The 26,317-nt window shown below is 63.8% G+C and carries 23 protein-coding genes; 11 read left to right on the forward strand and 12 right to left on the reverse strand.

The window, feature by feature from the left end; genetic code table 11:
- The first annotated feature begins 35 nt into the window (after positions 1 to 35).
- From M653_RS0102245 to M653_RS0102255, 3 genes are all read left to right on the forward strand, one after another.
- Positions 36 to 809: an amino acid ABC transporter substrate-binding protein gene (locus tag M653_RS0102245; protein ID WP_027141825.1), complete on the forward strand. Its 774-nt coding sequence runs from the start codon at positions 36 to 38 to the stop codon at positions 807 to 809.
- A 137-nt stretch (positions 810 to 946) separates the two neighbouring features.
- Positions 947 to 1,627, forward strand: coding sequence for an amino acid ABC transporter permease (locus M653_RS0102250; protein WP_027141826.1), 681 nt, complete (start codon positions 947 to 949; stop codon positions 1,625 to 1,627).
- Positions 1,624 to 2,394: an amino acid ABC transporter ATP-binding protein gene (locus M653_RS0102255; RefSeq protein ID WP_027141827.1), complete on the forward strand. Its 771-nt coding sequence runs from the start codon at positions 1,624 to 1,626 to the stop codon at positions 2,392 to 2,394. Before M653_RS0102250 ends, M653_RS0102255 begins: the two co-directional genes overlap by 4 nt.
- A 153-nt stretch (positions 2,395 to 2,547) precedes the next feature.
- Here M653_RS0102255 and M653_RS0102260 read toward each other — a convergent pair whose 3' ends face one another.
- The 6 genes from M653_RS0102260 to M653_RS0102280 form a co-directional block, all read right to left on the reverse strand.
- Positions 2,548 to 3,129 carry a CarD family transcriptional regulator gene (locus M653_RS0102260; RefSeq protein ID WP_006327799.1) on the reverse strand — a complete coding sequence of 194 codons (582 nt, stop codon included), beginning with the start codon at positions 3,127 to 3,129 and terminating at the stop codon, positions 2,548 to 2,550.
- Between the two features lie 369 nt (positions 3,130 to 3,498).
- On the reverse strand, positions 3,499 to 3,837 hold the full coding sequence (gene fdxA, locus M653_RS0102265; protein WP_027141828.1) for a ferredoxin FdxA: 339 nt from the start codon (positions 3,835 to 3,837) through the stop codon (positions 3,499 to 3,501).
- A 225-nt stretch (positions 3,838 to 4,062) separates the two neighbouring features.
- Complete coding sequence (locus M653_RS0102270; protein WP_027141829.1) at positions 4,063 to 4,449, reverse strand: RNA-binding S4 domain-containing protein; 387 nt, start codon at positions 4,447 to 4,449, stop codon at positions 4,063 to 4,065.
- A 10-nt stretch (positions 4,450 to 4,459) separates the two neighbouring features.
- A complete protein-coding gene (locus M653_RS0102275; RefSeq protein WP_027141830.1) occupies positions 4,460 to 7,897 on the reverse strand; it encodes a helicase-related protein in 3,438 nt (1,145 codons plus the stop codon).
- A 298-nt stretch (positions 7,898 to 8,195) separates the two neighbouring features.
- Positions 8,196 to 8,432 carry a hypothetical protein gene (locus M653_RS1000000136545; protein ID WP_156938142.1) on the reverse strand — a complete coding sequence of 79 codons (237 nt, stop codon included), beginning with the start codon at positions 8,430 to 8,432 and terminating at the stop codon, positions 8,196 to 8,198.
- A 144-nt stretch (positions 8,433 to 8,576) separates the two neighbouring features.
- Entirely contained in the window at positions 8,577 to 9,155 is a 579-nt protein-coding gene (locus M653_RS0102280) for a TetR family transcriptional regulator (RefSeq protein WP_027141831.1), read from the reverse strand.
- An 81-nt stretch (positions 9,156 to 9,236) separates the two neighbouring features.
- Here M653_RS0102280 and M653_RS01000000131970 point away from each other — a divergent pair, with 81 nt between their 5' ends.
- Complete coding sequence (locus tag M653_RS01000000131970; RefSeq protein ID WP_051442594.1) at positions 9,237 to 10,475, forward strand: NAD(P)/FAD-dependent oxidoreductase; 1,239 nt, start codon at positions 9,237 to 9,239, stop codon at positions 10,473 to 10,475.
- Between the two features lie 97 nt (positions 10,476 to 10,572).
- Here the strand turns inward: M653_RS01000000131970 and phbB are convergent, their stop codons facing one another.
- Positions 10,573 to 11,298, reverse strand: a complete 726-nt coding sequence (gene phbB / locus M653_RS0102290; RefSeq protein ID WP_027141832.1) for an acetoacetyl-CoA reductase — start codon at positions 11,296 to 11,298, stop codon at positions 10,573 to 10,575.
- A 121-nt stretch (positions 11,299 to 11,419) separates the two neighbouring features.
- Complete coding sequence (locus M653_RS0102295) at positions 11,420 to 12,598, reverse strand: acetyl-CoA C-acetyltransferase (RefSeq protein ID WP_027141833.1); 1,179 nt, start codon at positions 12,596 to 12,598, stop codon at positions 11,420 to 11,422.
- Positions 12,599 to 12,894: 296 nt separating this feature from the next.
- Here M653_RS0102295 and phaR point away from each other — a divergent pair, with 296 nt between their 5' ends.
- Positions 12,895 to 13,503: a polyhydroxyalkanoate synthesis repressor PhaR gene (gene phaR / locus M653_RS0102300; protein ID WP_027141834.1), complete on the forward strand. Its 609-nt coding sequence runs from the start codon at positions 12,895 to 12,897 to the stop codon at positions 13,501 to 13,503.
- Between the two features lie 20 nt (positions 13,504 to 13,523).
- Here the strand turns inward: phaR and M653_RS0102305 are convergent, their stop codons facing one another.
- The gene (locus M653_RS0102305) at positions 13,524 to 14,666 is read right to left on the reverse strand and encodes a citrate/2-methylcitrate synthase (protein WP_027141835.1); all 1,143 of its coding nucleotides are present in this window, start codon (positions 14,664 to 14,666) and stop codon (positions 13,524 to 13,526) included.
- 92 nt (positions 14,667 to 14,758) lie between these two features.
- Here M653_RS0102305 and M653_RS0102310 point away from each other — a divergent pair, with 92 nt between their 5' ends.
- The 5 genes from M653_RS0102310 (at position 14,759) to M653_RS01000000131975 (ending at position 22,719) form a co-directional block, all read left to right on the forward strand.
- Complete coding sequence (locus M653_RS0102310) at positions 14,759 to 15,847, forward strand: citrate synthase/methylcitrate synthase (RefSeq protein ID WP_027141836.1); 1,089 nt, start codon at positions 14,759 to 14,761, stop codon at positions 15,845 to 15,847.
- A 207-nt stretch (positions 15,848 to 16,054) separates the two neighbouring features.
- Positions 16,055 to 17,185: a patatin-like phospholipase family protein gene (locus M653_RS0102315; RefSeq protein WP_027141837.1), complete on the forward strand. Its 1,131-nt coding sequence runs from the start codon at positions 16,055 to 16,057 to the stop codon at positions 17,183 to 17,185.
- 824 nt (positions 17,186 to 18,009) lie between these two features.
- Complete coding sequence (locus M653_RS0102320; RefSeq protein ID WP_027141838.1) at positions 18,010 to 19,185, forward strand: efflux RND transporter periplasmic adaptor subunit; 1,176 nt, start codon at positions 18,010 to 18,012, stop codon at positions 19,183 to 19,185.
- An 80-nt stretch (positions 19,186 to 19,265) separates the two neighbouring features.
- The gene (locus tag M653_RS0102325) at positions 19,266 to 22,442 is read left to right on the forward strand and encodes an efflux RND transporter permease subunit (RefSeq protein ID WP_027141839.1); all 3,177 of its coding nucleotides are present in this window, start codon (positions 19,266 to 19,268) and stop codon (positions 22,440 to 22,442) included.
- A gap of 118 nt (positions 22,443 to 22,560) precedes the next feature.
- Entirely contained in the window at positions 22,561 to 22,719 is a 159-nt protein-coding gene (locus M653_RS01000000131975; RefSeq protein WP_032934955.1) for a DUF3309 family protein, read from the forward strand.
- 38 nt (positions 22,720 to 22,757) lie between these two features.
- Here M653_RS01000000131975 and M653_RS0102335 read toward each other — a convergent pair whose 3' ends face one another.
- Entirely contained in the window at positions 22,758 to 23,717 is a 960-nt protein-coding gene (locus M653_RS0102335) for an SDR family oxidoreductase (RefSeq protein ID WP_027141840.1), read from the reverse strand.
- Between the two features lie 129 nt (positions 23,718 to 23,846).
- Positions 23,847 to 24,056, reverse strand: a complete 210-nt coding sequence (locus M653_RS0102340) for a DUF680 domain-containing protein (protein ID WP_027141841.1) — start codon at positions 24,054 to 24,056, stop codon at positions 23,847 to 23,849.
- A 115-nt stretch (positions 24,057 to 24,171) separates the two neighbouring features.
- On the opposite strand from M653_RS0102340, the gene M653_RS0102345 reads away from it, so the two are divergent.
- Positions 24,172 to 25,086: a LysR family transcriptional regulator gene (locus tag M653_RS0102345; protein ID WP_027141842.1), complete on the forward strand. Its 915-nt coding sequence runs from the start codon at positions 24,172 to 24,174 to the stop codon at positions 25,084 to 25,086.
- Here the strand turns inward: M653_RS0102345 and M653_RS0102350 are convergent.
- Positions 25,044 to 26,225, reverse strand: coding sequence for an MFS transporter (locus M653_RS0102350; RefSeq protein WP_027141843.1), 1,182 nt, complete (start codon positions 26,223 to 26,225; stop codon positions 25,044 to 25,046). The two genes, M653_RS0102345 and M653_RS0102350, sit on opposite strands and share 43 nt — an antisense overlap.
- Positions 26,226 to 26,317: the final 92 nt, after the last annotated feature.

Below are 26,317 nucleotides of genomic sequence, written 5' to 3' on the forward strand. Positions count from 1 at the left end.
GCCTGATATCAGGCCAAGGACGGGATCACAGAAAAATGAAATGGCTGAAGTCGCTCATCATCGCCGGAACGCTGCAGGCCCTGGCGGTCGCATCGGGGCATGCCGGCGCCAATCTCGACCAGATCAAGCAGGCCGGCGTCATCAAGGTCGGTACGGAAGGCACTTACGCTCCGTTCACCTATCATGATGCATCCGGAGCGCTCGTCGGATTCGACGTCGAAATCGCCAAGGCGATCGCCGACAAGCTCGGCGTCAAGGCGCAGTTCCTCGAGGGCAAGTGGGACGGTCTGATCGCCGGCCTCGACGTCAACCGCTATGATGCCGTCATCAACGAAGTCGGCATCACCGATGCCCGCAAGGCCAAGTATGATTTCTCCGATCCTTACATCGCCTCCAAGGCGGTGCTGATCGTGCGCGGCGACAACACCGACATCAAGACTTTCGCCGATCTCAAGGGCAAGAAGTCGGCGCAGTCGCTAACCTCCAATTTCGGCAAACTGGCCGAGTCGAATGGCGCCGAACTGGTCGGCACGGATGGCTTCGACCAGTCGATCCAGCTGCTTTTGACCGGCCGTGCCGACGCCACCATCAATGACAGCCTGTCGTTCCTCGACTTCAAGAAGCACAAGCCCGACGCCAATGTGAAGATCGCCGCCCAGGAAGAGAATGCCGATTACTCCGGCGTCATCGTGCGCAAGGGCGATCCGGAGCTGGTCGCTGCCATCAACAAGGCCCTGGCCGACATCAAGGCCGACGGCACCTACCAGAAGATCGCCGACACCTATTTCGGCCAGGACGTCTCGAAGTAATTCATAAAGCGGGGCGGGTTGTCGCCCCGCAGCCCATCCAGNGGCGAGCCGTCTTTGACGGCTCGCCGCTTTTGTCGTGATATGGCTGACGCATTCGCGCTTCGATGACGCTGCCCGTCCCTTCCGGAGGATATTTCGTGCCGCACTGGCTGCAACTGATGCTGGATTCGCTGCCCTCGCTGCTGTGGGCAGCGTTGATCTTCACCGTGCCGCTGACGCTGCTGTCCTTCGTGCTCGGCCTGACGGTGGGATTGGGCGCGGCGCTCGGCCGGCTGTTCGGGCCGAAGCCGCTGGTGGCGCTCGTGCGCTTCTATGTCTGGATCTTCCGCGGCACGCCGCTCCTGGTGCAGCTGTTCCTGATCTTCTACGGCCTGCCGTCGGTCGGCATCCTGCTCGACGCCTTTACCGCGGCGCTGATCGGCTTCACGCTCAATATCGGTGCCTACACGTCGGAAATCATCCGCGCGGCGATCGGCTCGGTGCCGAAAGGCCAGTGGGAGGCCGCCTATTCGATCGGCATGACCTGGAGCCAGGCGATGCGGCGCACCATCCTGCCGCAAGCCGGCCGGGTGGCGGTGCCGCCGCTCTCCAACACCTTCATTTCGCTGGTCAAGGACACGTCGCTGGCCGCCGCCATCACCGTGCCGGAGATGTTCCAGGCGGCGCAGCGCATTGTCGCTACCACCTATGAGCCGCTCATCCTCTATGTCGAGGCGGCGATCCTCTATCTGGCGATGAGTTCGGTGCTTTCGGCCTTGCAGACTCGGCTGGAGGAGCGGCTCAACCGCTATGGCGGCTTCCTGGAGGCACGCTCATGATCGGCCTCACCAACATCGAAAAGCGTTTCGACGACAATCTCGTGCTGAAGGGGGTGACGGTTGCCATCGCCGAAGGCAGCGTCACCGCGCTGGTCGGTCCTTCGGGCGGGGGAAAAAGCACACTGCTGCGCTGCATCAACCTCCTGGAGATCCCAACCTCGGGCACGGTACGAATCGGCGACGAGACGCTCGAGTTCCGTCCCGGCGGGAAGGTGTCGGCGGCGGACATAAGGCGTCTGCGCCTGCAGACCGGCATGGTGTTCCAAAATTTCCAGCTGTTTCCGCATCGCACCGCCATCGAAAATGTCATGGAGGGGCTGGTCACGGTGCTGAAATGGCCGGAGGCGCGCGCCCGCGAGCGGGCGCTCGCGCTGCTGGAAAAGGTCGGCATGGCGCACAAGGCGGATGCCTGGCCGGCGACGCTGTCGGGTGGCCAGCAGCAGCGCGTGGCGATCGCCCGGGCGCTGGCGCCGTCGCCGAAGGTGCTGCTGTGCGACGAACCGACTTCGGCGCTCGACCCGGAGCTGGCGCAGGAGGTGGTCGATGTGCTGAGTCAGCTCGCCAGCGAGGGAACGACCATGGTGATAGCGACGCATGATTTGCGCCTCGCCTCCAAGATCGCCCGGGAAGCGGTGTTCCTCGACGCCGGCGTCATCGTCGAGCAGGGGCCATCCGCCAGGCTGTTCGGCAATCCGGAGCGCGAACGGACCAAGCGGTTCATCGCCACGCTGAAGCAGGAGGCGGCGGAGAAGAAGGCCGGCGCATAGGCGCGGCAACCACCGCCGCATCAAACTGAAACTGAAAGGGCTGGCCCCTGTGCAATACAGGACCAGCCCTTAAATCTACCAGATCAATGAACCGTCCAACTTTACGGGGTCAGTTCAGATGGCCGGGTTTTCGTTAACTCGAAGGCGAAAAGCTCAGGCAGCTTCTTCCTGCTCGGCTTCCTCATTGTCGGCCTTGGCGCCACGCTTGGGGCCTTTGTTGAGGTTGACCTCGATCAGGCGCACGGCTTCGGTTTCCGACATGCGGTTTACGGCCGCGATCTCGCGAGCCATGCGGTCGAGCGCCGCCTCGTAGAGCTGGCGTTCGGAATAGGACTGCTCCGGCTGGTTGTCGGCACGGTAGAGGTCGCGCACGACTTCCGAGATCGAGATCAGGTCGCCTGAATTGATCTTGGCATCATATTCCTGGGCACGGCGCGACCACATGGTGCGCTTGACGCGGGCGCGACCCTGCACGACTTTCAGCGCGCGCTCGACATAATCCTCTTCCGACAGCTTGCGCATGCCGATCGAGGTCGCCTTGGCGACCGGCACCTTCAGGCGCATCTTGTCCTTCTGGAAGTCGATGACAAACAGTTCCAGCTTGTGGCCGGCCACTTCCTGCTCGTCGATCGAGACGATCTGCCCGACGCCATGCGCCGGATAGACGATGTACTCGCCGGTCTTGAAACCGTGACGCGCGGCAGTGGACTTCTTCTGCGGGGTGATCGTTGCCATTACGCCCTGAACTCCTTGTTGTGGGCCGGCGGCGGTGCCGGCTGAACTCGCGTGATCGGGGTCACCGACCATTAGCCGCACAACAGATGAACCCACCGGAAAGGCCGGGACCGGCAAACCGCACGAACTGCGGCCGCCTGGCCCAGATCGCTCTGGTCCGGAATGGGATTTTCACCTTTCAGTGATTTGGGGCGTCTGCGCCATAAATCGACGTTGTGTCACCGGCATGTTTGGCTGATGTAACACAAAAAGTCGGAAGAATCAAGGTTTTGCTGCGTAAGCGAAGGCCACAACCAATCGCCGCCTGTCAAGGCGGTTAATCCGACGTGCCTGTTACGCTGCGTCATACAAGCCTTTACAGCGGCGTTGTCAATCGCCTTCGCCCGGCTCGGAGGAGAAGTATTTCTCGAACTTGCCGGCCTCTCCGTCGAAGGTCTTGGCGTCGGCCGGCGGCTCCTTCTTGGCGGTGATGTTGGGCCATTTCTCGGCGTATTCGGTGTTGATCTGCAGCCATTTGTCGAGGCCGGACTCGGTGTCGGGCTTGATCGCGTCGGCCGGGCATTCCGGCTCGCAGACGCCGCAGTCGATGCACTCGTCGGGATGGATGACGAGCATGTTCTCGCCCTCGTAGAAACAGTCGACCGGACAGACCTCGATGCAGTCCATATATTTGCATTTGATGCAGTTGTCGGTCACGACATAGGTCATCAGGCGGCTCCGGGATGTCCCGTTTTTGTTGGCTTTTTTTGTGAGGTAACGCCTTTATCGGCCGCTTGCAAGGGTGGCCATTCCCAGTGGCGCCAGGGTTTGGGAATGGAATTCCAGGCGGCCGGTGCCGCGAGGGCCCGACATGCCCACCGGCCGTCGCGTTTGCCGGCCCCGCCTCTGCTTTTTGTTTGTCGTTGCCCTCGGGAAACACACCCGCCTCAACGCTCAATTTTCGTCGAGCAATCGGTCGGTCTGGCGGCGCTCTTTTTTGGTCGGGCGGCCGCTGCCTGCCTCGCGCAGCGCCGGGATAGCATCGGGAAGGGCGTCGGCCTTGGGTGCGGGCGGCGGCGACATGTCTTCATAAAGAGTGCGGGCTTCCTCGGCCGGGCCGCGCCGAACACCAGCGCCGAGCACCTTCCAGACGAAGATACGCCGGTCGAGCGTGATGGTCAGCACATCGCCTAGCTTGACCAGATCGGAAGCCTGCGCTGCTTTGTCGCGATTGATGCGCACGCGGCCGGCTACAACCAATTTGGCCGCCAGCGAGCGCGATTTCACCGCGCGCGAGAAGAACAGCCATTTGTCGATGCGCTGGCGGCCTTCAGCAACCATCCAAGCGAGCCTACTTCTTTAATTGGTCGCGTAAGGCTGCGAGCTTGGCGAAGGGGGAATCCGGGTCGAAGCGCACCGGGCGCTCCTCGCGCGGCTTGGGCTGGAAGGAGGGCTTTCCGCCCCCCTTGCCGCGATCGGGCCCCTTGCCTTCCGGCCTGCCACCCTTCCAGTCGGGCCGGCCTTCGCGGCGCTCGGGACGCTCGCCTTGCGGGCGGCCATCGCGACGCTCAGCGCCTTCGCCTTGCGGCTTGGGCTTGAACTTCGAGCGGTCGAAGCGTGGCTTGCCGGCGCCGTCGCGGCGTCCTTCATGGGCGGGACGGTCCGCGGGCGCGCCTGTTGCCGGTGCGCCGCCGGCATCGGCCGGCGCGTTGCCTCGGCCGCGCGCCTGTCCGTTCTGCGGGCGGTTGTTGCGGCCGTCGCGATGGCGGGGACGCTGGTCAAAGCGACCTTGGCGCCACAACAGGATCGGCTTTGGCGCTTCGGCTTCCGGCGCGGGTTCGCCGGCAGCTTCCGCAGCCGCAACTGGTTCGGTGGCTTCCGTCGGCGCGGTGGCCTCGACGGTCGGCTCCGCCGCTGCGGCGTTCTCTTCCGTGGGCGCGGCGTCAATCTCGGCGGTTTTAGGTTCGGCCCGCGGTTCAACCGGCGCCGGCTCGACCGGTTCAACGGCGGCTTCGGCTACCGGCGCCTGTTCGCCGGCAACTTCGGCCGTGGCTTCCGCCTGTTCTTGCGCGACAGGCTCTGCTGCCGTTTCCGCGATGACCTCGGCCGGAGCTTCGATGGCGGCCTCGGCGGCTGCCGTTGCCGAACCCTCTACCGCTGCCTCCGCGGCCGCATCTACAGCGCCGGCTTCCGTTACTGCGGCTTCCACTGCCGCCTCTTCCGCCGCCTTGGCCTGTTCCGCGCGGGCTGCCTCTTCGGCTGCCTGCTTGGCTGCGGCGGCTTCCCGCGCGGCAGTGTCCTGCGCTTCCAGCCGTGCCTTGACTTCAGCAGCCGGTTTCGGCTCGGCGCGATAGCCTAGGCCCTTGAGGATCTCTTCCATGTCGTCGGCGGTGGCTCCGAGGATCGACATCATCGGCGGCGTCACCATGAAGGACTGGCCGTCATAGGCGCCGTCCGGTCGCTGGCCGAGGCCGGGCTTCCAGTTGGTCGCCGGGCGGATCAGGTCGGCCAGCCGCTCGAGAATGTCGATGCGTACGGCGCGGCGACCGAGATTGCGGTAGCCGGCAAGCTTGTAGAACGCCTTGTCGAAGGTCGGATCGATGACCACCGAGGTGCGGCCCGACGCCAGCGCATGGACGACGTCGCCGAAGCCAGGCTTGTCCTTGCCGTCGTTCTTCAGCGCCCACAGCAAGGTCACCAGTCCGGCGGGGGCCGGCTTGATCAGCGCCGGCACGAAGACGTGATAGGCACCGAAGCGCACGCCGAGCCGGCGAAGTGCCGCGCGACCTTCCTGGTCGAGCGACTTCATCTCCTCGGCGATGTCGCGGCGATTGATGAGGCCGAAATTCTCGACCAACTGGAAGGCGATGCCGCGGCCGATGCCGGAAATCTGCTCGGCATTTTTCAAGTCGACCAGCGGCTTGAGCAGGGACTCGATCTGGAAATTGACGAAACGTTCGGCGCGCGCGGCGACCTTGTCGCGCGCCGGGCCGGTCAGTTGTTCGTCTGCCAGCAGCACCAGACGCGGCTTCAGCGCGTCCTCGCCCGAAACCAGCGTGCCAATCGGCGCGCCGATCCAGCGCAGCGTGCCGTCCGAACCGAGCGCGAGATCGCCATTGGCGCAGGCGCCGAAGCGCTCCGCGCGTGCCTCGAATTCGGCGGCCAGCGCCTTTTGCGCGGCCGTGCGCACGGCCTTGGCGTCCTCGCCGCCGGCGGTCTGGTCGGCGGTGAAACGGAACCCTTGCAACTCGCCGACATGATGGCCTTCGACAAGGACGGTTCCGGTAGGGCTGATTTCGGCTTCAGGCATGGTATTTTCTCTAAGGCGCCGCATGAGGACGGAAGTCCTGCGGTCTACGAAGCGTTTCGTCAACCGCTCATGCAGCGCATCCGACAATCTGTCTTCGATTTCGCGCGTCTTTTCCCGCCAGTGTGCCTGATCGGCCAGCCAGCCGGGCCGGTTCGACACGAATGTCCAGGTGCGGATCTGGGCGATGCGGTGCGACAGCGTATCGATATCACCCTCGGTGGTGTCGGCGCGGCGCACCTGCTCCGCCATGTAATTCTCGTCGACATGGCCATGGCGGGCGAGATCCATGTAGATCGAGGCGATGAGGTCGGCATGCTGGGCAGGCGCAATCTTGCGATAGTCCGGCAGCGCGCAGGCTTCCCACAGCAGCGCCACGCGCTTGGCATCGGTTGCTAGCGCGCGGATGCCTTCGTCGCGGGAGAGATGTTCGAGCGCTTGCGCATCGACGGCCGGCAGCGCGCGTGTCAAGCCTTCGACCGGGGCGTTGGTTTCGATCGATCGCTTCAGCGCATCAAGGCTGGCGAAATCGAATTGCGCGGTGCGCCATTGCAGCACCTTCACCGGGTCGAAGTCATGGCCCTCGATCTTCTGGACCAGATCCTCGTCGAGCGGATCGACCTGGCCGGTGACGCCAAACGTGCCGTCGCGCAGATGCCGGCCGGCGCGGCCGGCGATCTGGCCGAGTTCGGCCGCCGTCAGATTGCGGTACTGGTAGCCGTCGAACTTGCGGTTCTGGGCAAAGGCGACATGGTCGAGATCGAGGTTGAGGCCCATGCCGATCGCGTCGGTGGCAATGAGGTAGTCGACATCACCCGACTGGAACAGCGCCACCTGGGCATTGCGGGTGCGGGGCGACAGCGCCCCGAGCACGACGGCGGCACCGCCCTGCTGGCGGCGGATCAACTCGGCGATAGCGTAGACCTCGTCGGCGGAGAAGGCGACGATCGCGGTACGTCGTGGCAGGCGGGTCAATTTCTTGGAGCCGGCATAGGCCAGATGCGACAGCCGCGGCCGCGTCACCACCGAGACGCCCTTCAGCAGCCGCTGGAGGATGCCGTGCATCGTGGCCGCGCCGAGCAGCAGCGTTTCCTGGCGGCCGCGCAGATGCAGGATGCGGTCGGTGAAGATATGGCCGCGCTCGAGGTCGCCGGCCAGTTGCACCTCGTCGATGGCGACGAAAGCGGCATCGGTCTCGCGCGGCATGGCTTCGACGGTGCAGACCGAATATTTGGCGCCTTGCGGCTGGATCTTCTCCTCGCCGGTGATCAACGCCACCTTGTGGGCGCCGACCTTCTCGCAGACGCGCGTGTAGACCTCGCGGGCCAGCAGCCTCAGCGGCAGGCCGATGACGCCGGTTTCGTGCGCCACCATGCGCTCGATGGCAAGATGGGTCTTGCCGGTGTTGGTGGGGCCAAGCACCGCGGTCACGTCGCGGCCCGACAGGATCAGCGGCTCGGTGTGTTTCTGCTGGATGTTCATCGGCTCGGAAATAAGGCTTTCTGGCCTCTCGTGGTCGGGAGCGTGCCTGGACGGCGCGTATGACAGCCGACACATAGGGATTTCGGGCGCGAAGCGAAAGCGGAATGTTCCAACCGGGTTCCGAAGACGTCCGCGTCAGCCCGCAAATCAGCCCCTGCTTAACAGTTGGAACGAGTCTGGAACGAATCGGCGACGAATCGGTGACTCCGTCAGATTCAGCTTTTGTTCACGGCTAGATATGGATTTTGTGACCACGAGTCTCACCACATGCTGAATCGCCGGATTGGCCCGTTTTATGCTAGGCGGGCTTTGCCGTTAACTTTTGCCTGTGAACGATGCGGGAGGATCGGTATGCCCCGCTCAAGGTTCTGAAATCGTTAATCTTTCTGAACTCGATATTAAGGAATAGCAGGCAATCGCGGCCATTAATGTTAACATTGCGCTCAAAGCCGGAACGAATCGGCGACAAATCAGCGTCAGCGGTTTTTTCTCCTTTTGTTCCCCCAATATCTTGTGTTGTGAACAGCTTATCCACCGAGAATCCACAGGCTTGACCACAGGGTTTCGCACAGACGCGCTGCCGCCATTAACCTTTGCGTGCCGGAACAGGACATGGCGGATTGGAGGGCCCGATAATGTCGTGATCAGGCGCACGGTAATGCTCGCCGCCGGTTCAGGATTAGTCCGCCCCGGTTGCATAGCGCTGCAGGACCGGACCGACATCCCTGATGATTTCTTCGTGCGATAAGGCCACGACGGGCGGCAGCCGCAGCAGATATCGGCACGTCGCCAGACCCAGCAACTGGCTGGCGACGAGGCCGGCCCGCCGGCCGGCATCGGCGGGGTCGCCGAACGGTGCCACAACCGGCCGGACCTGAGTGGCGAATACGTCGCGCACCTTCTCCGCGGCGAATTCATTGGACGCAGCCGAACGCAGGAGAATGACCATGCCGGTGGCGCTGGGAGAATTCTCCCAAGTGCGAAGAAAACGCCGGATGATCGCGTCGCCGATCGAAGCCCGGTCGGTCACTTGTGTCGCGGGCAGTTGCAGGTCGAGCAGCGCCGCCCTGGCGAACAGCTCATCCTTGCTGCGGAAATAGCGGATCACCATCGCGGGATCGATCGAAGCGAGCGCTGCGATGTCACGGATAGAAGCGCCGTCATAGCCGTGCTCGGCGAACAACTGCCTCGCCGCGTCGAGGATTTGTGCACGGGTGCGGTCGGACTTGCTCGGCTTTTTTGGCTGATTCGTGCTCATGAAATTCATATGCCAACGACCGTTGACAAATTCAAGCGCTCCAAATAAAAGTCACCGATCGTTGACAAATGGAGAGAGGAAATGCTGCCCGATACCACCGAAGTCCTGATCATTGGCGCCGGCCCGACCGGCCTGGCGCTGTCCATCGCCCTGCACCAGGCCGGCGTCGACCACGTCCTGGTCGACCGTCTTGCCGATGGCCTCAACACCTCACGCGCCGGAGTAATCCACGCGCAGACACTGGAAACACTGGCGCCGCTCGGCGTCACCGGGCGCCTGGTTGAACTCGGGCTGAAGCTCGACGATTTCGCCATTCGCGATCGTGACCGGACGCTGGTCAATCTCAACTTCTCCGGTCTGCCCACGGCATATCCCTATGTGCTGATGATCCCGCAGAACCTGACCGAGAGGGTGCTTGCCGAACGCATCGCCGAACTGGGCGGCGTCGTCCATCGCGGCGTCGAGGCGAAAATGGTTATGCAGGACCAGGACGGCGCACGCGCTACCCTCGTTCAGAACGGCCGCGAAAAGACGATCTACGCACGCTACGTGGTCGGTGGGGACGGCATGCATAGCGTGGTTCGTGAGGCGGCTAGCATCGGCTTCGACGGCGAGCCCTATGCCGGATCCTTTGTTCTTGCCGATGTGCGCCTCGACTGGCCGCTCGGGCCGACGGAGGTTTCATTGCTGTTCTCGCCGGCTGGACTGGTCGTCGTGGCGCCTCTGCCGGATGGATCGTACCGAATCGTGGCGACCATGGATGAGGCACCGGAGCAGCCTGGTATTTCCGACATCCAGGCCCTCCTGGACAGCCGTGGACCGTCGGCGAGCCCGGCGAAGGTGCTCGACCTGAGTTGGAGTACACGTTTTCGCGTTCATCATCGCATCGCCAAGTCCTATCGCCATCGGTCGTTGTTCGTCATGGGCGATGCTGCCCATGTGCACAGCCCCGCCGGCGGTCAAGGCATGAACACCGGTCTGATCGATGCCGTGGTGCTGGGAGAATTACTCGGCGACGTGATCAACGGCATTCGCGGGGAAAGCGAACTCGACCTTTACGAGACGCTTCGCCGTCCAGCGGCGCAGGAAGTGATTGACCTCGCGGGCAGGCTGACCGGCATGGCACTCACGCGCACCCCGTTCCGGCGCTTCCTGCGCAACCTCGTCCTCAACTTCGTCAATATCAACCCGATCGCCAAGCGCAAGGTTTCACTGAAGCTGTCAGGTCTCAGCCGGGCCGATATGGCCAAGCTGCCGGCACCGTCACAATCGGGTGTACGTAAGCAGTCCATGAAAGGCGGGCTTAAGCTGGTCGCATGAATCGACAGCGCCAGCTTCCGTGTCTGTATGGGCGAGCATCAAAAATGAAAGCGCCGGCGGAACTGCCGGCACTTTCAGATTTGGCCATACGGTTTGATCAGACGAAGTACTGGCCACCGTTGGCGGTGAGGGTCGAGCCGGTGATGAAGCCGGCGTCTTCGGAAGCGAGGAAGACGACGCAGCGCGCGATCTCTTCCGGTTCGCCAAGGCGGCCGACCGGGATTTGCGGGATGATGCGTTCGTTAAGCACTTTCTCGTCTATCGCCTTGACCATCTCGGTGGCGATGTAGCCCGGGCAGATGACGTTGACGGTGATGCCCGCGCGCGCGCCTTCCTGCGCCAATGCCTTCGAGAAGCCGATGTCGCCGGCCTTGGCGGCGGAGTAATTGACCTGGCCGGCCTGGCCCTTCTGTCCGTTGATCGAGGAGATGGTGATGACGCGGCCGAACTTGCGGTCGCGCATACCGCTCCACAGCGGATGCGTCATGTTGAAGACGCCCGACAGATTGGTGTCGATGACCTCTTTCCACTGCTCGCGCGTGATCTTGTGGAACATGGCGTCGCGGGTGATGCCGGCGTTGTTGACCAGCACCGAGACCGGGCCGAGGTCGGCCTCGATCTGCTTGATGCCGGCGGCGCAAGCGTCATAGTCGGCGACCGACCATCTGTAGACCGGAATGCCGGTCTCGGCCTTGAACTTCGCCGCTGCGTCGTCGTTGCCGGCATAATTCGCGGCAACTGAATAGCCGGCAGTTTTCAAAGCGATCGAGATCGCCGCGCCGATACCGCGCGATCCACCCGTGACGATTGCAACTTTGGTCATGTGTCCTCCCTTTGGTCGGAGGGGCGAATGGGGAGCAGCCAATAGCGAATGGGGATTTGATGTCCCGCAGCGCTGAGGCCGTTCTTCCCTATTCGCTCCTCCCTATTCGTTATTGGCTAGGTTAAATCGCTTCGACGCACATGGCGACGCCCATGCCGCCGCCGATGCACAGGGTGGCCAGTCCCTTCTTGGCGCCGCGTCGGCGCATCTCGAAGACCAGCGTGTTGAAGATGCGGGCGCCCGAGGCGCCGATCGGGTGGCCGATGGCGATGGCGCCGCCATTGACGTTGACGATCGCGGGATCCCAGCCCATGTCCTTATTAACGGCGCAGGCCTGCGCCGCGAACGCCTCGTTGGCCTCGACAAGGTCGAGATCCCCTGCCGACCATCCGGCCCGTTCCAAAGCCTTGCGCGAGGCGGGAATGGGTCCGGTGCCCATGATCGCTGGATCGACGCCGGCGGTTGCCCAGGAGACAATGCGCGCCAGCGGGGTGATGCCGCGCCTGGCGGCTTCCGCTTCGCTCATCAGCAGCGCGCCGGCGGCACCATCATTGATGCCGGAAGCGTTGGCGGCGGTCACCGTGCCGTCCTTGTCGAAGGCCGGCTTCAGCTTGGTCATGGCATCGATGGTGGCGCCGTGGCGGATGTACTCGTCCTGATCGACAACCGTGTCACCCTTCTTGCCCTTGATGGTGAAGGCGACGATCTCGTCCTTGAACTTGCCGGCCTTCTGCGCGGCCTCGGCCTTGTTCTGCGAGGCCAGCGCGAACTGGTCCTGGTCATCGCGGGTGATCTGGAACTGGCGGGCGACGTTCTCGGCGGTGTTGCCCATGTGGTAGCCGTTGAAGGCGTCCCACAGCCCGTCCTTGATCATGGTGTCGATCATCTTGTAGTCGCCCATCTTGACGCCGGCGCGCAGATGCTCGGCGTGCGGCGACAGCGACATCGATTCCTGGCCGCCGGCGATGATCACCTTGGCGTCACCGGTGGCGATCTGCTGCATGCCGAGCGCGATGGCGCGCAGGCCCGAACCGCAAACCTGGTTGAGGCCCCAGGCGGTGGTCTCCTTGGGCAGGCCGGCCAGGATCGAGGCCTGGCGGGCCGGGTTCTGGCCTTGCGCCGCGGTCAGCACCTGGCCGAGGATGACCTCGTCGACCTCGCCCGCCTCGACACCAGCACGCGCCAAAAGTTCTTTGACGACGACGGCGCCGAGTTCATGCGCGGGCGTGGCGGCGAAAGCACCATTGAAGGAGCCTACGGCCGTGCGCGCGGCGCTGGCAATGACGATGGAAGCGGACATTTTCTTCTCCAGACTTCAAGGGTGTTGTTGTGCCGTTGAGGACTTTTCTTGCCCTTTCCCAACCCCAAGTCAAACCGGAAATCGGCATGACGCCCATGCGCCGCAAGCAGGCCAAGTCTCGCCGCCCCAGTGGCCCAGCCGCTGCTGCGCAGCATATTTAGCCTGCCATGCAGCATTATATGATCCCGCAGTGCACAAACTGCTTGGAATTGTGAGGCTTTTGCGCATATCCTCAAAAAGGGCGCAATCGTTACCGGCTGCTTACTCAGGCGTGCCGGTGTCCGGGGAGGATGCAGATGGCCGCAAAAGACGACCCGATCATTATCAAGAAATACGCCAACCGCCGCCTCTATAATACGGGGACGAGCACCTATGTGACGCTCGAGGATTTGGCCGAAATGGTCAAGAAGGGCGAGGAATTCACCGTCCAGGACGCCAAGACCGGTGACGACATCACCCATCCGGTGCTGACCCAGATCATTTTCGAGCTGGAGAACAAGGATGGGCAGAACATGCTGCCGATCCCGTTCCTGCGCCAGCTGATCGCCTTCTACGGCGATCAGATGCAGATGATCGTGCCGAGCTTCCTCGAGCAGTCGATGATCGCCTTCTCAAAGGAACAGGAGCGGTTCCGCGAGCAGATGAAGGGCGCCATCGGCAAGTCGCCGCTGGACGTGATGAAGATGGCGACACCGATCAAGGCGCTGGAAGAACAGACGCGCCGCAACATGGAAATGTTCCAGAATGCGATGCGGCTGTTCACGCCATTTCCGCCTCCGGGCTCGGCGCCCGCCGCGGCTCCCGCCGAACCGGCCAGGAAAGAAACGCCGGAAAAGCCGGACGATCTGCAACAGCTGAAGGACCAGATCGCGGCCATGCAGCGCAAGCTCGACACGATGTCGTAAGCGCATAGCGCTCACGACATTTATGGCAGCAATCCTTCATAGCGGCCGCGCGGCCGGATGATGCTGCCGCTCACGATCTGTTCGACCATGTGCGCGGCCCAGCCGACGCTGCGTCCAAGCGCGAACAGGTGGAACGGTGCATCGCGCGGCAAGCCAAGGCCGCGCGTCAGCACGGCCAGGGCAAAATCTATGTTCGGTTGAGCGCCGGTCGCGGCAATGGCGGCGCTTTCCAGCGACCGCAACGTCTCGTCGGTGTTGTCGAGGCCCGCCAGAAGCGCTGCGGCCCGGGGATCGCCCTCGGGATAGAGCGGGTGGCCGAATCCCGGCAGTGGCCGGTCGTGGCCAAGCCAGCGCCGGATCGCGGCATCGGCGCCATGCCGCGCCGCGTCTTCGGCGAGTTGCATCACCGCTTCGCCAGCGCCGCCGTGGCGGGGACCGGACAGTGTCGCCAGGCCAGCCAGCAGACACGCGGCGGGCGAAGCTCCGGTCGAGGCCGCGACGCGGGCCGCGAAGGTCGATGCGTTGAGTTCGTGATCGGCAAGCAGGACAAGGACGCGACGGATCGCTCCCGCGCCATCATCGTCCACCGACCAGCCCCGTGCCAATCGCTGGTGCACTGGTTCCGGTCCCGCCACGGCACCGAGGGCGCTGGCCAGAACGCCGATCGCGTGCGCGGCGTCGGCGCACAGCGAGGCAGCACTTCGCCCAAGCGAAGGCCGCGCCTGGCCGGCTAGCAAGGCGAGTTGCGCAAAGGCCGGGGCGCGACCGATCTGGGGCGGTGCATCTGGCGACGGCGCTTCAAAACTGACCGGGCCGGGCAGAGCCCAGAGCAGTCCGGCGGTTTCTTCCAGCGTGGTACGGTCGGACAGCGCAACGGCGTCCCGGCCCCGATAGATGAGGTGGCCGTGCCAGACTGTCGAGATCGCGGTGACGATCGACGGCTCGCCCCAGGCGATCGCGCTTTCAGCAATGGCCGCAGGGCTGCGCCCGCGCGCCCTTCGCGTTGCCAGCGCCGCGATGTCGTCGGCGCGGTATTGGCTGCGGCGCGGATCGTCCCGGTCCGGGCGCATGCCGATGCGGCCGCGGCTGACATAGGCATAGAGCGTCTGCGGCCTCACCCCAAGCCTTTCCAGCGCCTCCTCCCGCGACAACCATTCCGACATATCGGTCCTGATATTGATTTAGTTGATCAAGATTGATGCCTATGTTGCCCAGCCTTATCTCCCATCGGGAAAAGCTTCAAGGAGACAAGGCTATGGCGAATGGGCTCGATGACGTGGTGGCGGCCGAAACCGTCCTGTCCGACGTGGACGGTCTGGGTGGCCGCCTGACGATCCGCGGCCATTCGCTTGGGGAATTGGCAGGGAGATGGAGTTACGCCCAGGTCGCACGCCTGCTGCTGGACGGGTTCTTCGACGATCTGCCTGGCGACGCCGAACTGTCGGCAAGGTTGGGTGAGGCTCGCGTCGAGGTGTTCGACCGGCTCGCGGCTTCGCTGCCCTTGCTGGCACCGCTCGATATCTACAGCGCCATGCGCGCCGGCATGGCCTTGCTGCCGGATGGCGAGACGCTGACGGACGCCTTGCGGCTGATCGCGGGGCCCGCGGTGCTGACGCCGGCCCTGCTGCGCCTGCGGCGCGGCGAGCAGCCGATCGCACCCGACGGCAAGGCGGATCATGCTGCCGACATGTTAGGGATGCTCAGGGGTTCCGTCCCGTCGCCGGCATTGGCAAAGGCGCTCGACACCTATCTGGTCACCGTCTGCGACCATGGCCTCAATGCCTCGACCTTCGCCACCCGCGTCGTTGCTTCGACCTTGGCGGGCCTGACATCGTCGGTGCTGGCCGGCCTTGGCGCGCTCAAGGGCCCGCTGCATGGCGGCGCGCCTGGTCCCATCATCGAGATGCTCGATGCCATCCAGGCGCATGGCGACGCTGCCGGCTGGCTGCGCGACAAGATCGCGCATGGCGAGCGCATCATGGGCTTCGGCCATCGCATCTACCGCGTGCGCGATCCGCGTGCCGATGTGCTGAAAGCAGTAGTGCGCAAGCTTGGCGGCGAGGGCGACACCGGCCGGCGGCTGGCTTTCGCCGAGACGGTCGAGCAAACCGCGCTCGAGGTGCTTCGGATCGCCAAGCCGCAGCGCTCGCTGCAGACCAATGTCGAATTCTACACCGCGCTGGTGCTGGAAGCGGCGGGATTTCCGCCCGGTGCCTTCAGCAATGTCTTTGCCGCCGGGCGCGTTGCCGGCTGGGTCGCGCACGCGCGCGAGCAGCAGACGACCGGACGGCTGATCCGTCCGCAGTCCCGCTACGTCGGGCCGGTGCCGGACCTCGTCGCCTAGATTCTCTGTTTGTTTCGAGAGCTACGGCCTCTGCGCTTTGCAGCGGAGGGGCTTTTCGCATGACCGAAATTTCATGTGATCACGCGACCGTGTTCGTGTTCTTGCCTTGGTTCGTCCTTATATGCTGCACTGCAACATAGGCCGGCGACAGCTGCTTCCCTCCAATGACGTTGGGGCAGGCCGGCGCATCAGGATGACCGGAACGCCATGACGAAGAACGGCAAGGCGGAGGAAAAGAAGAAGATCAACATCGCCCTCCAGGGAGGCGGCTCGCACGGGGCCCTTTCCTGGGGCGTGCTCGACCGGCTGCTGGAGGACGGCAGGCTTGAGATATCGGCGGTTTCCGGCACCAGCGCCGGCGCCATGAACGCGGTCGCATTGGCCGATGGCTTCGTGCGTGGCGGAGTTGAGGGCGCCAGGCGGAAGCTGGACGATTTCTGGCAGGCGGTGGCGGCAAAGGGCCGGTTCAGCCCGGTACAGCGTATGCCGTGGGATGTCGCCTGGGGCAACTGGTCGATCGAGAACACGCCGGGCTATGTGTTCTTCGACACCATGTCGCGGGTGTTTTCGCCCTATGTCGCCAACCCGCTCGGCCTCAATCCGCTGCGCGACGTGGTCGCGCGGGAGATTGACTTCGAGAATGTTCGCGCCTGCAAGTCGATGCAACTGTTCATCTCCGCCACCAATGTCGAGACAGGGCAGTTGCGGGTGTTTTCCGATGGCGAGATCGACCTCGACACGGTGATGGCGTCGGCCTGCCTGCCGCAACTGTTCCGCGCCGTCGAAATCAAGGGGGTGCCCTATTGGGACGGCGGTTATGGCGGCAATCCGGCGCTCTACCCGTTCTTCAAGACGGCGGCGACCGAGGATGTGCTTCTGGTGCAGATCAATCCGGTGGTGCGCGAGGGAACACCAAGAAGCGCCAACGAGATCCAGAACCGCATCGACGAGATCACCTTCAACGCCGGCCTGCTGCGCGAATTCCGCTCGATCGCCTTCGTCAAGGAACTGATCGCCGCAGGCCGTCTGCCGCAAGGCGAATATCGGGACATCCGCATGCATCGCATCGATGCCGACGAGGCGTTCAAGGATCTTTCGGCATCGTCCAAGGTCAATGCCGAATGGGCCTTCCTGACCTATCTGCGCGATCTCGGCCGCACCGCCGCCAGCGACTGGCTGGAAGACAACTACGAAGCGGTCGGCAAGCGGGCTACGCTCGATCTCTCGGGCGAACTCGATGACGGGTTCAAGCCGGTACGCGGTCCCGCACCCGGCCGTCGGGTGAAGGAATTTCTCGCCGTTCGCAAGAACCCGGAGACCGAGCGCCGTCGGGCCTGAATCTGACGGCACAGGCTTCGAGGGGCGGCGTTTGCCGGCAATCGCGGGCGTCATCCGCGGAGCTTCAGAGCGGTTCTTGGCGTGACAGCAACCTTGGCGTGCGGAAGGAGCCCTCATCATGCTGACGTCTGCTGCCACTGACGGTCAGTGGCACCGCCCCAGGGGGGCTCGTTACCTGCTAACCGGCAGCACTCGATACAGAATTGCGATTGGGACGAATACCCCCCGGCGTTCCCGCCCCTGCCTCGCGCCGCGCCCGACGTCGCACGTGTCGGGGCACGACCATTCGGGACGTTATCGCGCCGGCGCATTGGCGTTTTCAGCATCTGGTTTGACTTCGGTGCATTGGGATCGGCAAGCCCGATCCGAAGCGGCTGCCGTGCCTTTTCTTGAGCGATTCCAGGCCTTTGGCCGGGTATCGTGGCGCCGCAGCCATTGTCCCTCGCCGATCGCACTGACGCGGATCGTCGGTTTGTGCCCGAGCTTCAATCAGCGACGTGGTGCGGATCGCGACTGTATTCCGCAGACGGCCCATGGCGAGCGGGGCTGGTCGTCCCGTAGCCTGCGTTTCAGGGCCTGCGTGAGCCGGCGGGCCGCTTCGTCAAGTAGACTGGCAAGTCACGACGGACCGTTTCATGGCGGCCACACCTTGTCCGGCCATGCAATGCTGCTGCAACTTTCGGACTATATTGCGATGCAACTTTGATGTAGAAGCGCGCTCGCCGATCACGGCAATTTGAACACGGTCAGGCGCGCACCCATATCGGCGACGCGCACGCGTCATAAGACGCGGTGCTGGCCGAACCCGCAGTGGAAAAATAACGATGTCTAAAATCAGGTTTCACAAGCTTGCAGCCATTGTTGTGCTCGTCGGATTCGCCGCGTGGATGGCGACAGGCGAGTTCTCGTCGGTCGGCAGCGTGGCGGCCAACAAGGCCAAGGCAGCCGAGGTCGAGCAGGGCAAGGCGCCGGACGCGAGCAAGCCGAAGACGGCGGAAGCCGAACCGAAGGCCCCGCTGCGCACCGTCGCGGTGGTGACGCCGCCTCGCAAGACCTATGCGCGCGCCATTCGCATTTCAGGGCTGACCGAAGCCGACAAGCGCGCGGTGCTGGCAACCCGCGTCGCCGGCGTCATCGACAAGCTGCCGGTCAAACAGGGCGATCACGTCAAGACCGGCGACCTTGTGCTGATGCTCGCCGCCGAGGAAAAGATCTCGATGGTCGACAATGCCAAGCAGCTTGTCGCGCAGCGCCAAGCCGAGCTGGACGCGTCATTGCGGCTGATGAAGACCGGCAATTTGCCCAAGCTGCAACTCGACACTGCTCGCTCCAATCTGACCCTGGCGCAATCCCAGCTGGACACCGCGCAGGCCGAGCTCGACCGCAACGAAGTGAAGGCGCCGTTTGACGGCGTCATCGACCGGGTGCCGGTGGAACTCGGCAGCTCCGTCATGCAGGGCGGCGAGGTAGCGACCATCCTCAAGCTCGATCCGGTGATCGCGCGCGGCGAGATCAGCGAGCGCGACCTCGGCTACCTCAAGATCGGTGACAAGGCCAGCGTTCGGCTGGTCAGCGGCCAGACCGTCGAAGGCACCGTGCGCTATATCAGCCGTGACGCGTCGTCGGCGACCCGCACCTTCCGTGTCGAGATCGCCATCCCCAATGCCGATGGCTCCGTGCCGGCCGGCATGACGGCGGAAATCCAGCTCAGCGCGTTGCCGACCGACGCCGTCCTGCTGCCGCGCTCGGTGGTGACGCTCGGCGACAAGGGTGATCTCGGCATCCGCGCCGTCGGCAAGGACAACAAGGTGGCATTCTTCCCGATCGACCTGGTCGACGATACGCCGACCGGTCTCGTGCTCGGCGGCATCCCGGCCGACGCGCGCATCATCGTCGCCGGCCAGGAACTGGTGAAGGAAGGCGATGAGGTCAAGCCGGTCGAGGCCGACCAGGCGACCATCAACAAGCTGATCGGCGAAGCCACCGCCGGGACGCAGTAGCGCGGGGCGCCGGCGCCGGGCCTTTGCCCGGCGACAGAATGTCCGTTCGCCACTCCCGAAAGCAACAGCAGGCATAAGTCATGGATATCGTCAGACTCGCGATCAACAATGCCCGCCTGACCATCTCGGTCCTGGTCTTCCTGCTGATTGCAGGCTGGGTCGCCTATCAGTCGACACCGAAGGAAGCGGAACCCGACGTTCCGATTCCGATGATGTATGTCAGCCTGATCTATCAAGGCATTTCGCCTGAAGATTCCGAGCGCCTTCTGCTGCGGCCGATGGAAAGCAAGCTGAAGAGCCTGAAGGGCCTCAAGGAGATGCGCTCGGCCGCTTTCCAGGGCGGCGGCTATGTGCTGGTCGAGTTCCAGCCGCAGACGAACCTGGCGACGGCACTGCAGGATACGCGCTCCAAGGTTCAGGACGGCAAGGCCGACCTGCCGCAGGCGGCCGAGGAGCCCGTCGTCACCGAGGTCAATATTTCCGAGTTTCCGGTGCTCGTCGTCACGCTGTCGGGCGAATTGCCCGAACGCGTGCTGGCGGCCGCGGCGCGCGAACTGCGCGACCGCATCGAGGAAGTGCCCGGCGTCCTCGAAGGTTCCCTGCAGGGTTCCCGCGACGATCTGGTCGAAGTCGTCATCGATCCGATGAAACTGTCGTCTTACGGCTTGCAGCTCGATCAGCTGATCGGCGCAGTCGGTGCGTCCAACAGCCTGGTCGCCGCCGGCAACATCGAGGGCTCGCAGGGTAAATACGCAGTCAAGGTGCCGTCGCTGATCGAGAGGCCCGAGGATGTGGCGGCACTTCCCGTGGTTGCCGGTCCCAATGCCGTGGTTCAGGCCAAGGACATCGCGACGATTCGCTCGACCTTCGCCGATGCCACGACGATCACGCGCCTCAACGGCAAGCCGGCCATCGCCATCGAGGTCAAGAAGCGCATCGGCGCCAATCTGATCGACACGCTCACCAAGGTCAGGGAGGTGTCCGACACCTTCGTCAAAACCATGCCCGAAGGCATGCACGTTACCTACACGCAGGACAAGTCGGTCTTCGTCAACCAGTTGCTCGGCGATCTGCAGAACCACGTGATGATCGCCGTCATCCTGGTGTTCATCGTCATCCTCTACGCGCTGTCGGGGCGTGCCTCGCTGCTCATCGGGCTGGCCATTCCGTCATCCTTCCTGATCGGCATCCTGCTGCTGGCCATGATGGGCTACACGATCAACATGATCGTGCTGTTCAGCCTGATCCTGGCCGTCGGCATGCTGGTCGACGATGCCATCATCGTCACCGAGTTCGCCGAGCGACGGATGAGCGAGGGCATGCCGAAGCAGGAAGCCTTCGCGCTTGCCGCCAAGCGCATGGCCGGTCCGGTCATCGCGGCAACGATGACGCGAATCGCCGCCTTCTCGCCGCTGCTGTTCTGGCCGGGGATCATCGGCGATTTCATGAAGTACATGCCGATCACACTGATCGTCACACTGTCGGCCTCGATGCTCTATGCGCTGGTCTTCGCGCCGACGCTGGGGGCGATCTTCGCCAAGGCGCCGCAGCATCACGAGGATGGCAATCGCGATGGCTGGTACATGGCTGTCGTCAAGCAGGCCGTACGCTTCCCCATCACCGTGATGGTGCTGACCGTCGTCTTGTTGGCCGGCATCTTCGTTGGCTATTCGAAGTACGGTGCCGGCGTCGAGTTCTTCCCGAGCGTCGAACCCGACTACGGCCTGCTCTATGTGCATGCCCGCGGCAACCTTTCGCTGGCCGAAATGGATACCGCGACCAAGATCGCCGAAAGCCGGCTGCTCGGCTGGCCGGGAGTGAAGTCGGTCTATACCCGCGTCGGCAAGTCCGAGGGCGGCGGCCAGGATGTTCCAGAGGACGTCGTCGGCGTCATCCAGTACGAATTCATCGATTGGCGCGAGCGTAAATCGGCCAACGATATCCTGAACGACCTGCGTGGCGTCATGGCGGGCATTCCCGGCGTCGATGTCGAGGTGCGCGTGCCGGAAGCCGGCCCGCCGACCGGCAAGCCGATCCAGATCAGGCTTTCGGCCATCGACCCCAAGGGATTGGACGAGAAGGCGCGCGAAGTCGCCGCGCGTATCGCCAAGGTGCCCGGCGTCATCGACATTTCCGATGGCTTGCCGCCGCCCGGCGTCGACTGGGCACTCGAGGTCGACCGAGCCAAGGCTGCCCAGTATGGCATCAGCCCGACCTCGGTCGGGACGGTGGTGCAGCTCGTCACCAACGGCCTGAAGCTTTCGGAATACCGGCCTGCCGGCGCCGACAAGGCGGTCGACATCCGGCTGCGCTTGCCGGAGGACCGGCGCACGCTGTCGACGCTCGACGAGCTCAGGGTGCAGACCTCGCAAGGATCGGTGCCGATCTCGAACTTCGTCGTGCGCAAGGCGAAGCCGAGCGTCGGCATCCTCAACCGCATCGACGGCGCCCGTACCGTGGTGGTGCAGGCCAACGTTGCCGCCGGCGCCCAGGTCGCCGCCGTGCAGCAGCAGGTCACCCAGGCGGTCACCGACATGAATCTCGGCAGCGGCATACGCTGGAAGCTTGCCGGCTCGAACGAGGACAGCGCGGAGGCCAGCGCCTTCCTCAGCAAAGCCTTCGGTGCCGCTATCTTCCTGATTTTTCTGGTGCTGCTGGCGCAGTTCAACAAGTTCACCAGCGTCTGGCTGGTGCTGTCCTGCGTGGTCATGGCGACGATCGGAGTGTTCCTCGGACTGCTGATCACGGGCGAGACGTTCGGCATCGTCATGTCGGGCATCGGCGTCATCGCGCTGGCCGGCGTGGTGGTGAACAACAACATCGTGCTGATCGACACCTACGACCGGCTGCGTGAAGAGGGCTGGGACAAGATGGACGCGGTGCTGCAGACCTGCCGCGAGCGTGCCCGCCCGGTCGTGCTAACGGCGGTATCGGCCATTCTCGGCGTGCTGCCGATCGCCTTCGGGCTTGGGCTCGAAATCTTCCATCACGAGACGACGATCAACGCGCCGTCGACGCAATGGTGGATTTCGCTGTCCTCGGCGATCGTCTTCGGCCTGTCCTTCGCCACCATCCTGACGCTTGTGGTGACGCCGTCGATGCTGATGGTGTTCACGCGCGCCAAGGTCAAGCCCGGTGCGCGGCGCGGCTGGTTCAGCCGCCTGTTCCGGCGCGGCAAGGGCGAGATCTCGTCGGATACGCCGGCAGCGGATGCAGGTGCCGAGCCGGCAATTGCCTACCCGAAAGCCGCCGAATAGACAGGCTTGCCAATCTGACTGGCAAAGGCCGCCCGGAACAACCGGGCGGCCTTTGCATTTTCCCCCTAGGCCGATGCCACGCATCGTCTCCGAAACAACGCAGAGCGGGGAATTTGTCATGCCGATCAGCACCATCGTCATCATCGTCCTGATCCTTGTCCTCATCGGAGCGGTGCCGGCCTGGCCGCACTCGCGATCCTGGGGCTATGGACCTTCGGGCTTTGTCGGTGTGGTGCTGGTGGTGATTCTCGTGCTGGTGTTGATGGGACGGCTCTGAGCGGCTGTTGCCGCTGGCGGGCTTGGCCGCGACGAGCCTCAGGCTGCTTCCGCGGTGCCATTTACGGTAGCGATGCCGATATCTTCGAGAGCCTCGGCGACCGCCTGGTCGAGCGGCGTGTGGGGGATTTCGCCGATGAGGCCTTCCAGCCGCGTCGAGGCCAGACGGTGCGGCTCGAAGCGCAGGTATGACATCGAGACGATCTCGCGCCACATCGCCACGAACGGGCTGCCGGCGCGCAGCACCCACCAGGGCATGGAAGTCATCTTGAGCTGATGGCCGACGGCCTTCTCGGCGGCCGCCTTGATCTGAAGATCGGTGACTGCGTGTCCCGGAAAGTTCAGCGCCTCGTAGAAGCCGAGCTTGTCGAGATTGCGGGCCAGCGCGACGAAACCGACTGCGAAGTCCGGGAGATAGGCCCATTCATGCACGAGGTCGGACGGACCAGGCGCGGTGTAGATGCCCTTGTTGATCTTGGCGGCGACGATCTGGTCGAACCAGGAGCCGCTGCCGGTGCCACCGAAGAAATCGCCTGCGCGCAGAAGAATCGTGCGCACGCGGCCGGCCTCGGCCTCACGGCGGAACAAATCCTCCATGGCGCAGCGAATACGGCCTTTTTCCGTGGTCGGATGGAAGGGGGTGTCTTCCGTGATCACCGCCGGCATCGGCGAGCCGTAATTGTAGACGGTGCCGGGGAAGAGGTGCAGCCCGCCGTTGGCATGGCAGGCGGCCATGACATTTTCGGCCATCGGCAGGCACTTGCCCCAGTCGGTGTAGATCGGGTTGAGGCCGTTGAAGATGATTTCGACGCCCTCGGTGGCCTGGATCAGCGATTGGCGATCCAGCGCATCGCCGGCAACAGCCGTGGCGCCCTTAAGCTCAGCCGGCACCTTGCCGGTACGGGTGACTGCGCGGACGTCGAAGCCGGCGTCGATGAAGGCCTTGGCAACCACGCGACCGAGCCGGCCATTGGCGCCGAGAATTGCGATCTTGGTCATTCTTCGTCTCCTTGTTCGTTTGAAGTGCGGGGATTCGTTTTGGAGTGCCGGGGTTTGTTTTGAAGTGCGGGTTTGCCGTGAAGCGACGGGACAAGCCCGCCGCTTTCTGGATCTTCCGAGGACCGTCGTTCAGCGGCTGCCGAAGAGGTCGCGGTTGCTGCCCGGTATGACAGGCTTCTGATTGGTCGGCTCCGATTCGCTGATCGAGGTCGTGGTCGTATTGTCGGTGCCGGCGACGGCCGGCTGGCTGGCATTGCCCGAGCCAAACTTGTCGCTGCCGGCAAAAGCGGTGCTGGCGGCGATGAGAAGGGCGGCGGCGGTGAGTGCGATCTTGGTCATTGGATTACTCCTGGTTGGTTGTTTCAGTTCCGTATCGGTGTTTGCAGGACGAATATGATTGCTTCATTAATGAATTGAAATTGACTATGAATGCAGGTTTGATATTCATTATTGAATGGATGACATCGACTGGAACCTGATCAAGAGCTTTGTCACCGTGGCGGAAACCGGCAGCCTGTCGGCCGCGGCGCGAAAGCTGTCGGCAAGCCAGCCGACGCTTGGACGTCACATCGGGGAGTTGGAACAGGCGCTCGGCGTCACGCTTTTCCGGCGCGGGCGAAACGGCTACGCGCTGACGGAAGCGGGAGCCACGCTATTCGAACGCGGCAAGGTGGTGAGCGAACAGGCTAGTGCCTTTTCACGGCTTGCGCTGGGCTCGGTCGAGGCGATCGAAGGCACGGTGCGGATTACCGCCAGTGAAGTGGTGGCCGCCTATGTGCTGCCCGACATGATGGCGCGGCTCGGCATCGAGGAACCCGGCATCGAGGTCGAGATCGTTGCGTCGAACCAGGTCGAGAACTTGTTGCGCCGGGATGCCGACATTGCCATCCGCATGGTCAAGCCGGCGCAGAACGAACTGGTGGCGCGCAAGGTCTGCGATATCCCGCTCTGCGCCTGCGCGGCCATCTCCTATCTCGATGGGCGCGGCCGTCCCATGGGGCCGGCCGATCTCGTCCATCACGCCCTGATTGGCTTCGATCGCAGCGACGAAATGATCCGAGCCTTTTCCCAGTATGGTATCCCGGTCACCCGAAGCAGTTTCCGCTTCAGGGCCGACAATCAGATCGTGCTCTGGGAAGCGGTGCGGGCGGGAAACGGCATTGGTCTTGGCCAGGAGCCGCTGGCAGACCGCGATCCGCTGGTGGAAAAGGTGTTGCCCGGACTGCCATTGCCTGCTCTCCCGATATGGCTGGCCATGCATCGCGACGTGCGCGGCAGCGTGCGCATCCGCCGTGTGGCCGACTTTCTCCATGACGAATTGAAACGTTATTCGGCGGGCGCGGCATCCGGAGCGAATTCGGCGCGGTGAGCCAATCCGGCCATCAGCAAGACGACGATCAGCAGAACCGCCATGGCGATGAAGATCGGGCCGAAGCTGGAATGCTCGGCGACGAAGCCGATCGCCGACGGCGCCACCAGAATGCCGGAATAACCCATGGTGGTGACCACGCTCATGCCAGTGCCCGACGACATGCCTTCTTGGTTGCCGCCGGCCGAAAAGATGATCGGCACCATGTTGGCGATGCCGAAGCCGCACAGCGCAAAGGCTGATATGGCGAGCCAGGGCGAGGGCGACAGGCCGGCGATCAGCATGCCGGCGGCCGCGACGATGGCTGAGCCGCGCAGTGTCATCACCGCGCCGAAGCGGTTGCGGACGCCATCGCCGAAAAAGCGCATGATCGCCATGACGCCGGAGAAGGCCGCATAGGCAAGGCCGGCGACGGCGAGGTCGGCGCCGAGTTCCTGCCGCAGATAGAGCGCCGCCCAATCGAGCACCGCGCCCTCGGAAATCATCGTCAGCAGGGCCATCAGGCCGATCAGGTAGACCAACGGATTTGCCGGCAGGGCGAATTTATGATGCTCGGCCGCCTGCGGCCTGTTTTCGGCCACGATATGGGGCACCGCCGCCGCGATTGCCGCGAAGGCAAGCGCGGTCACCACCGAAGCATGGGCGAGGTGGCCATAATTCTGGATGGCAAAGCCGCCAAGGGCGCCGCCGGCGAAACCGCCGAGGCTCCAGAAGCCGTGCGACGAGGACATGATGGCGCGCCCCAGCCGCCGTTCCACCACCACCGCATTGGCATTCATGGCTACATCCATGCCGCCGATCGAGCCGCCGAAGATGAACATGGCGACGGCCGCCAGCGGCACGTCGGGCGCCAGCGCCACGACCAGCAGGCCGAGGCTGCCGCAGAGACCGAACCAGCGCAGCACGGTGCGCGAGCCATGTTTGGAGATCAGGTGGCCGCACCATGTCATGGCGGTGACCGCACCGGCCCCGAACAAAAGGATCAGCAGGCCGAGCGTGAATTTCGAGATGTCCAGCCGCGTCAGGAATACCGGAATCTGTGGCGCCCAGCTGCCGGTCAGGAAGCCATTGGCGAGGAAAATGGCCGCGACTGCCCATCGGCCGCGAATGGCAGTCTGCATGGCGTTCGGCGCGTTCATGAGGCGAATCCGGTCAGAAAATGGCTTTGCGCGGCAAATTAGATCGATTCAATTTTCAGTCAAGCGCTCTTTCGGGAAAGCATTTGGGCCAA

Origin of the sequence: Mesorhizobium sp. WSM3626 (genome assembly GCF_000513935.1) — a bacterium.
In the GTDB taxonomy this organism is placed as follows: domain Bacteria; phylum Pseudomonadota; class Alphaproteobacteria; order Rhizobiales; family Rhizobiaceae; genus Mesorhizobium; species Mesorhizobium salmacidum.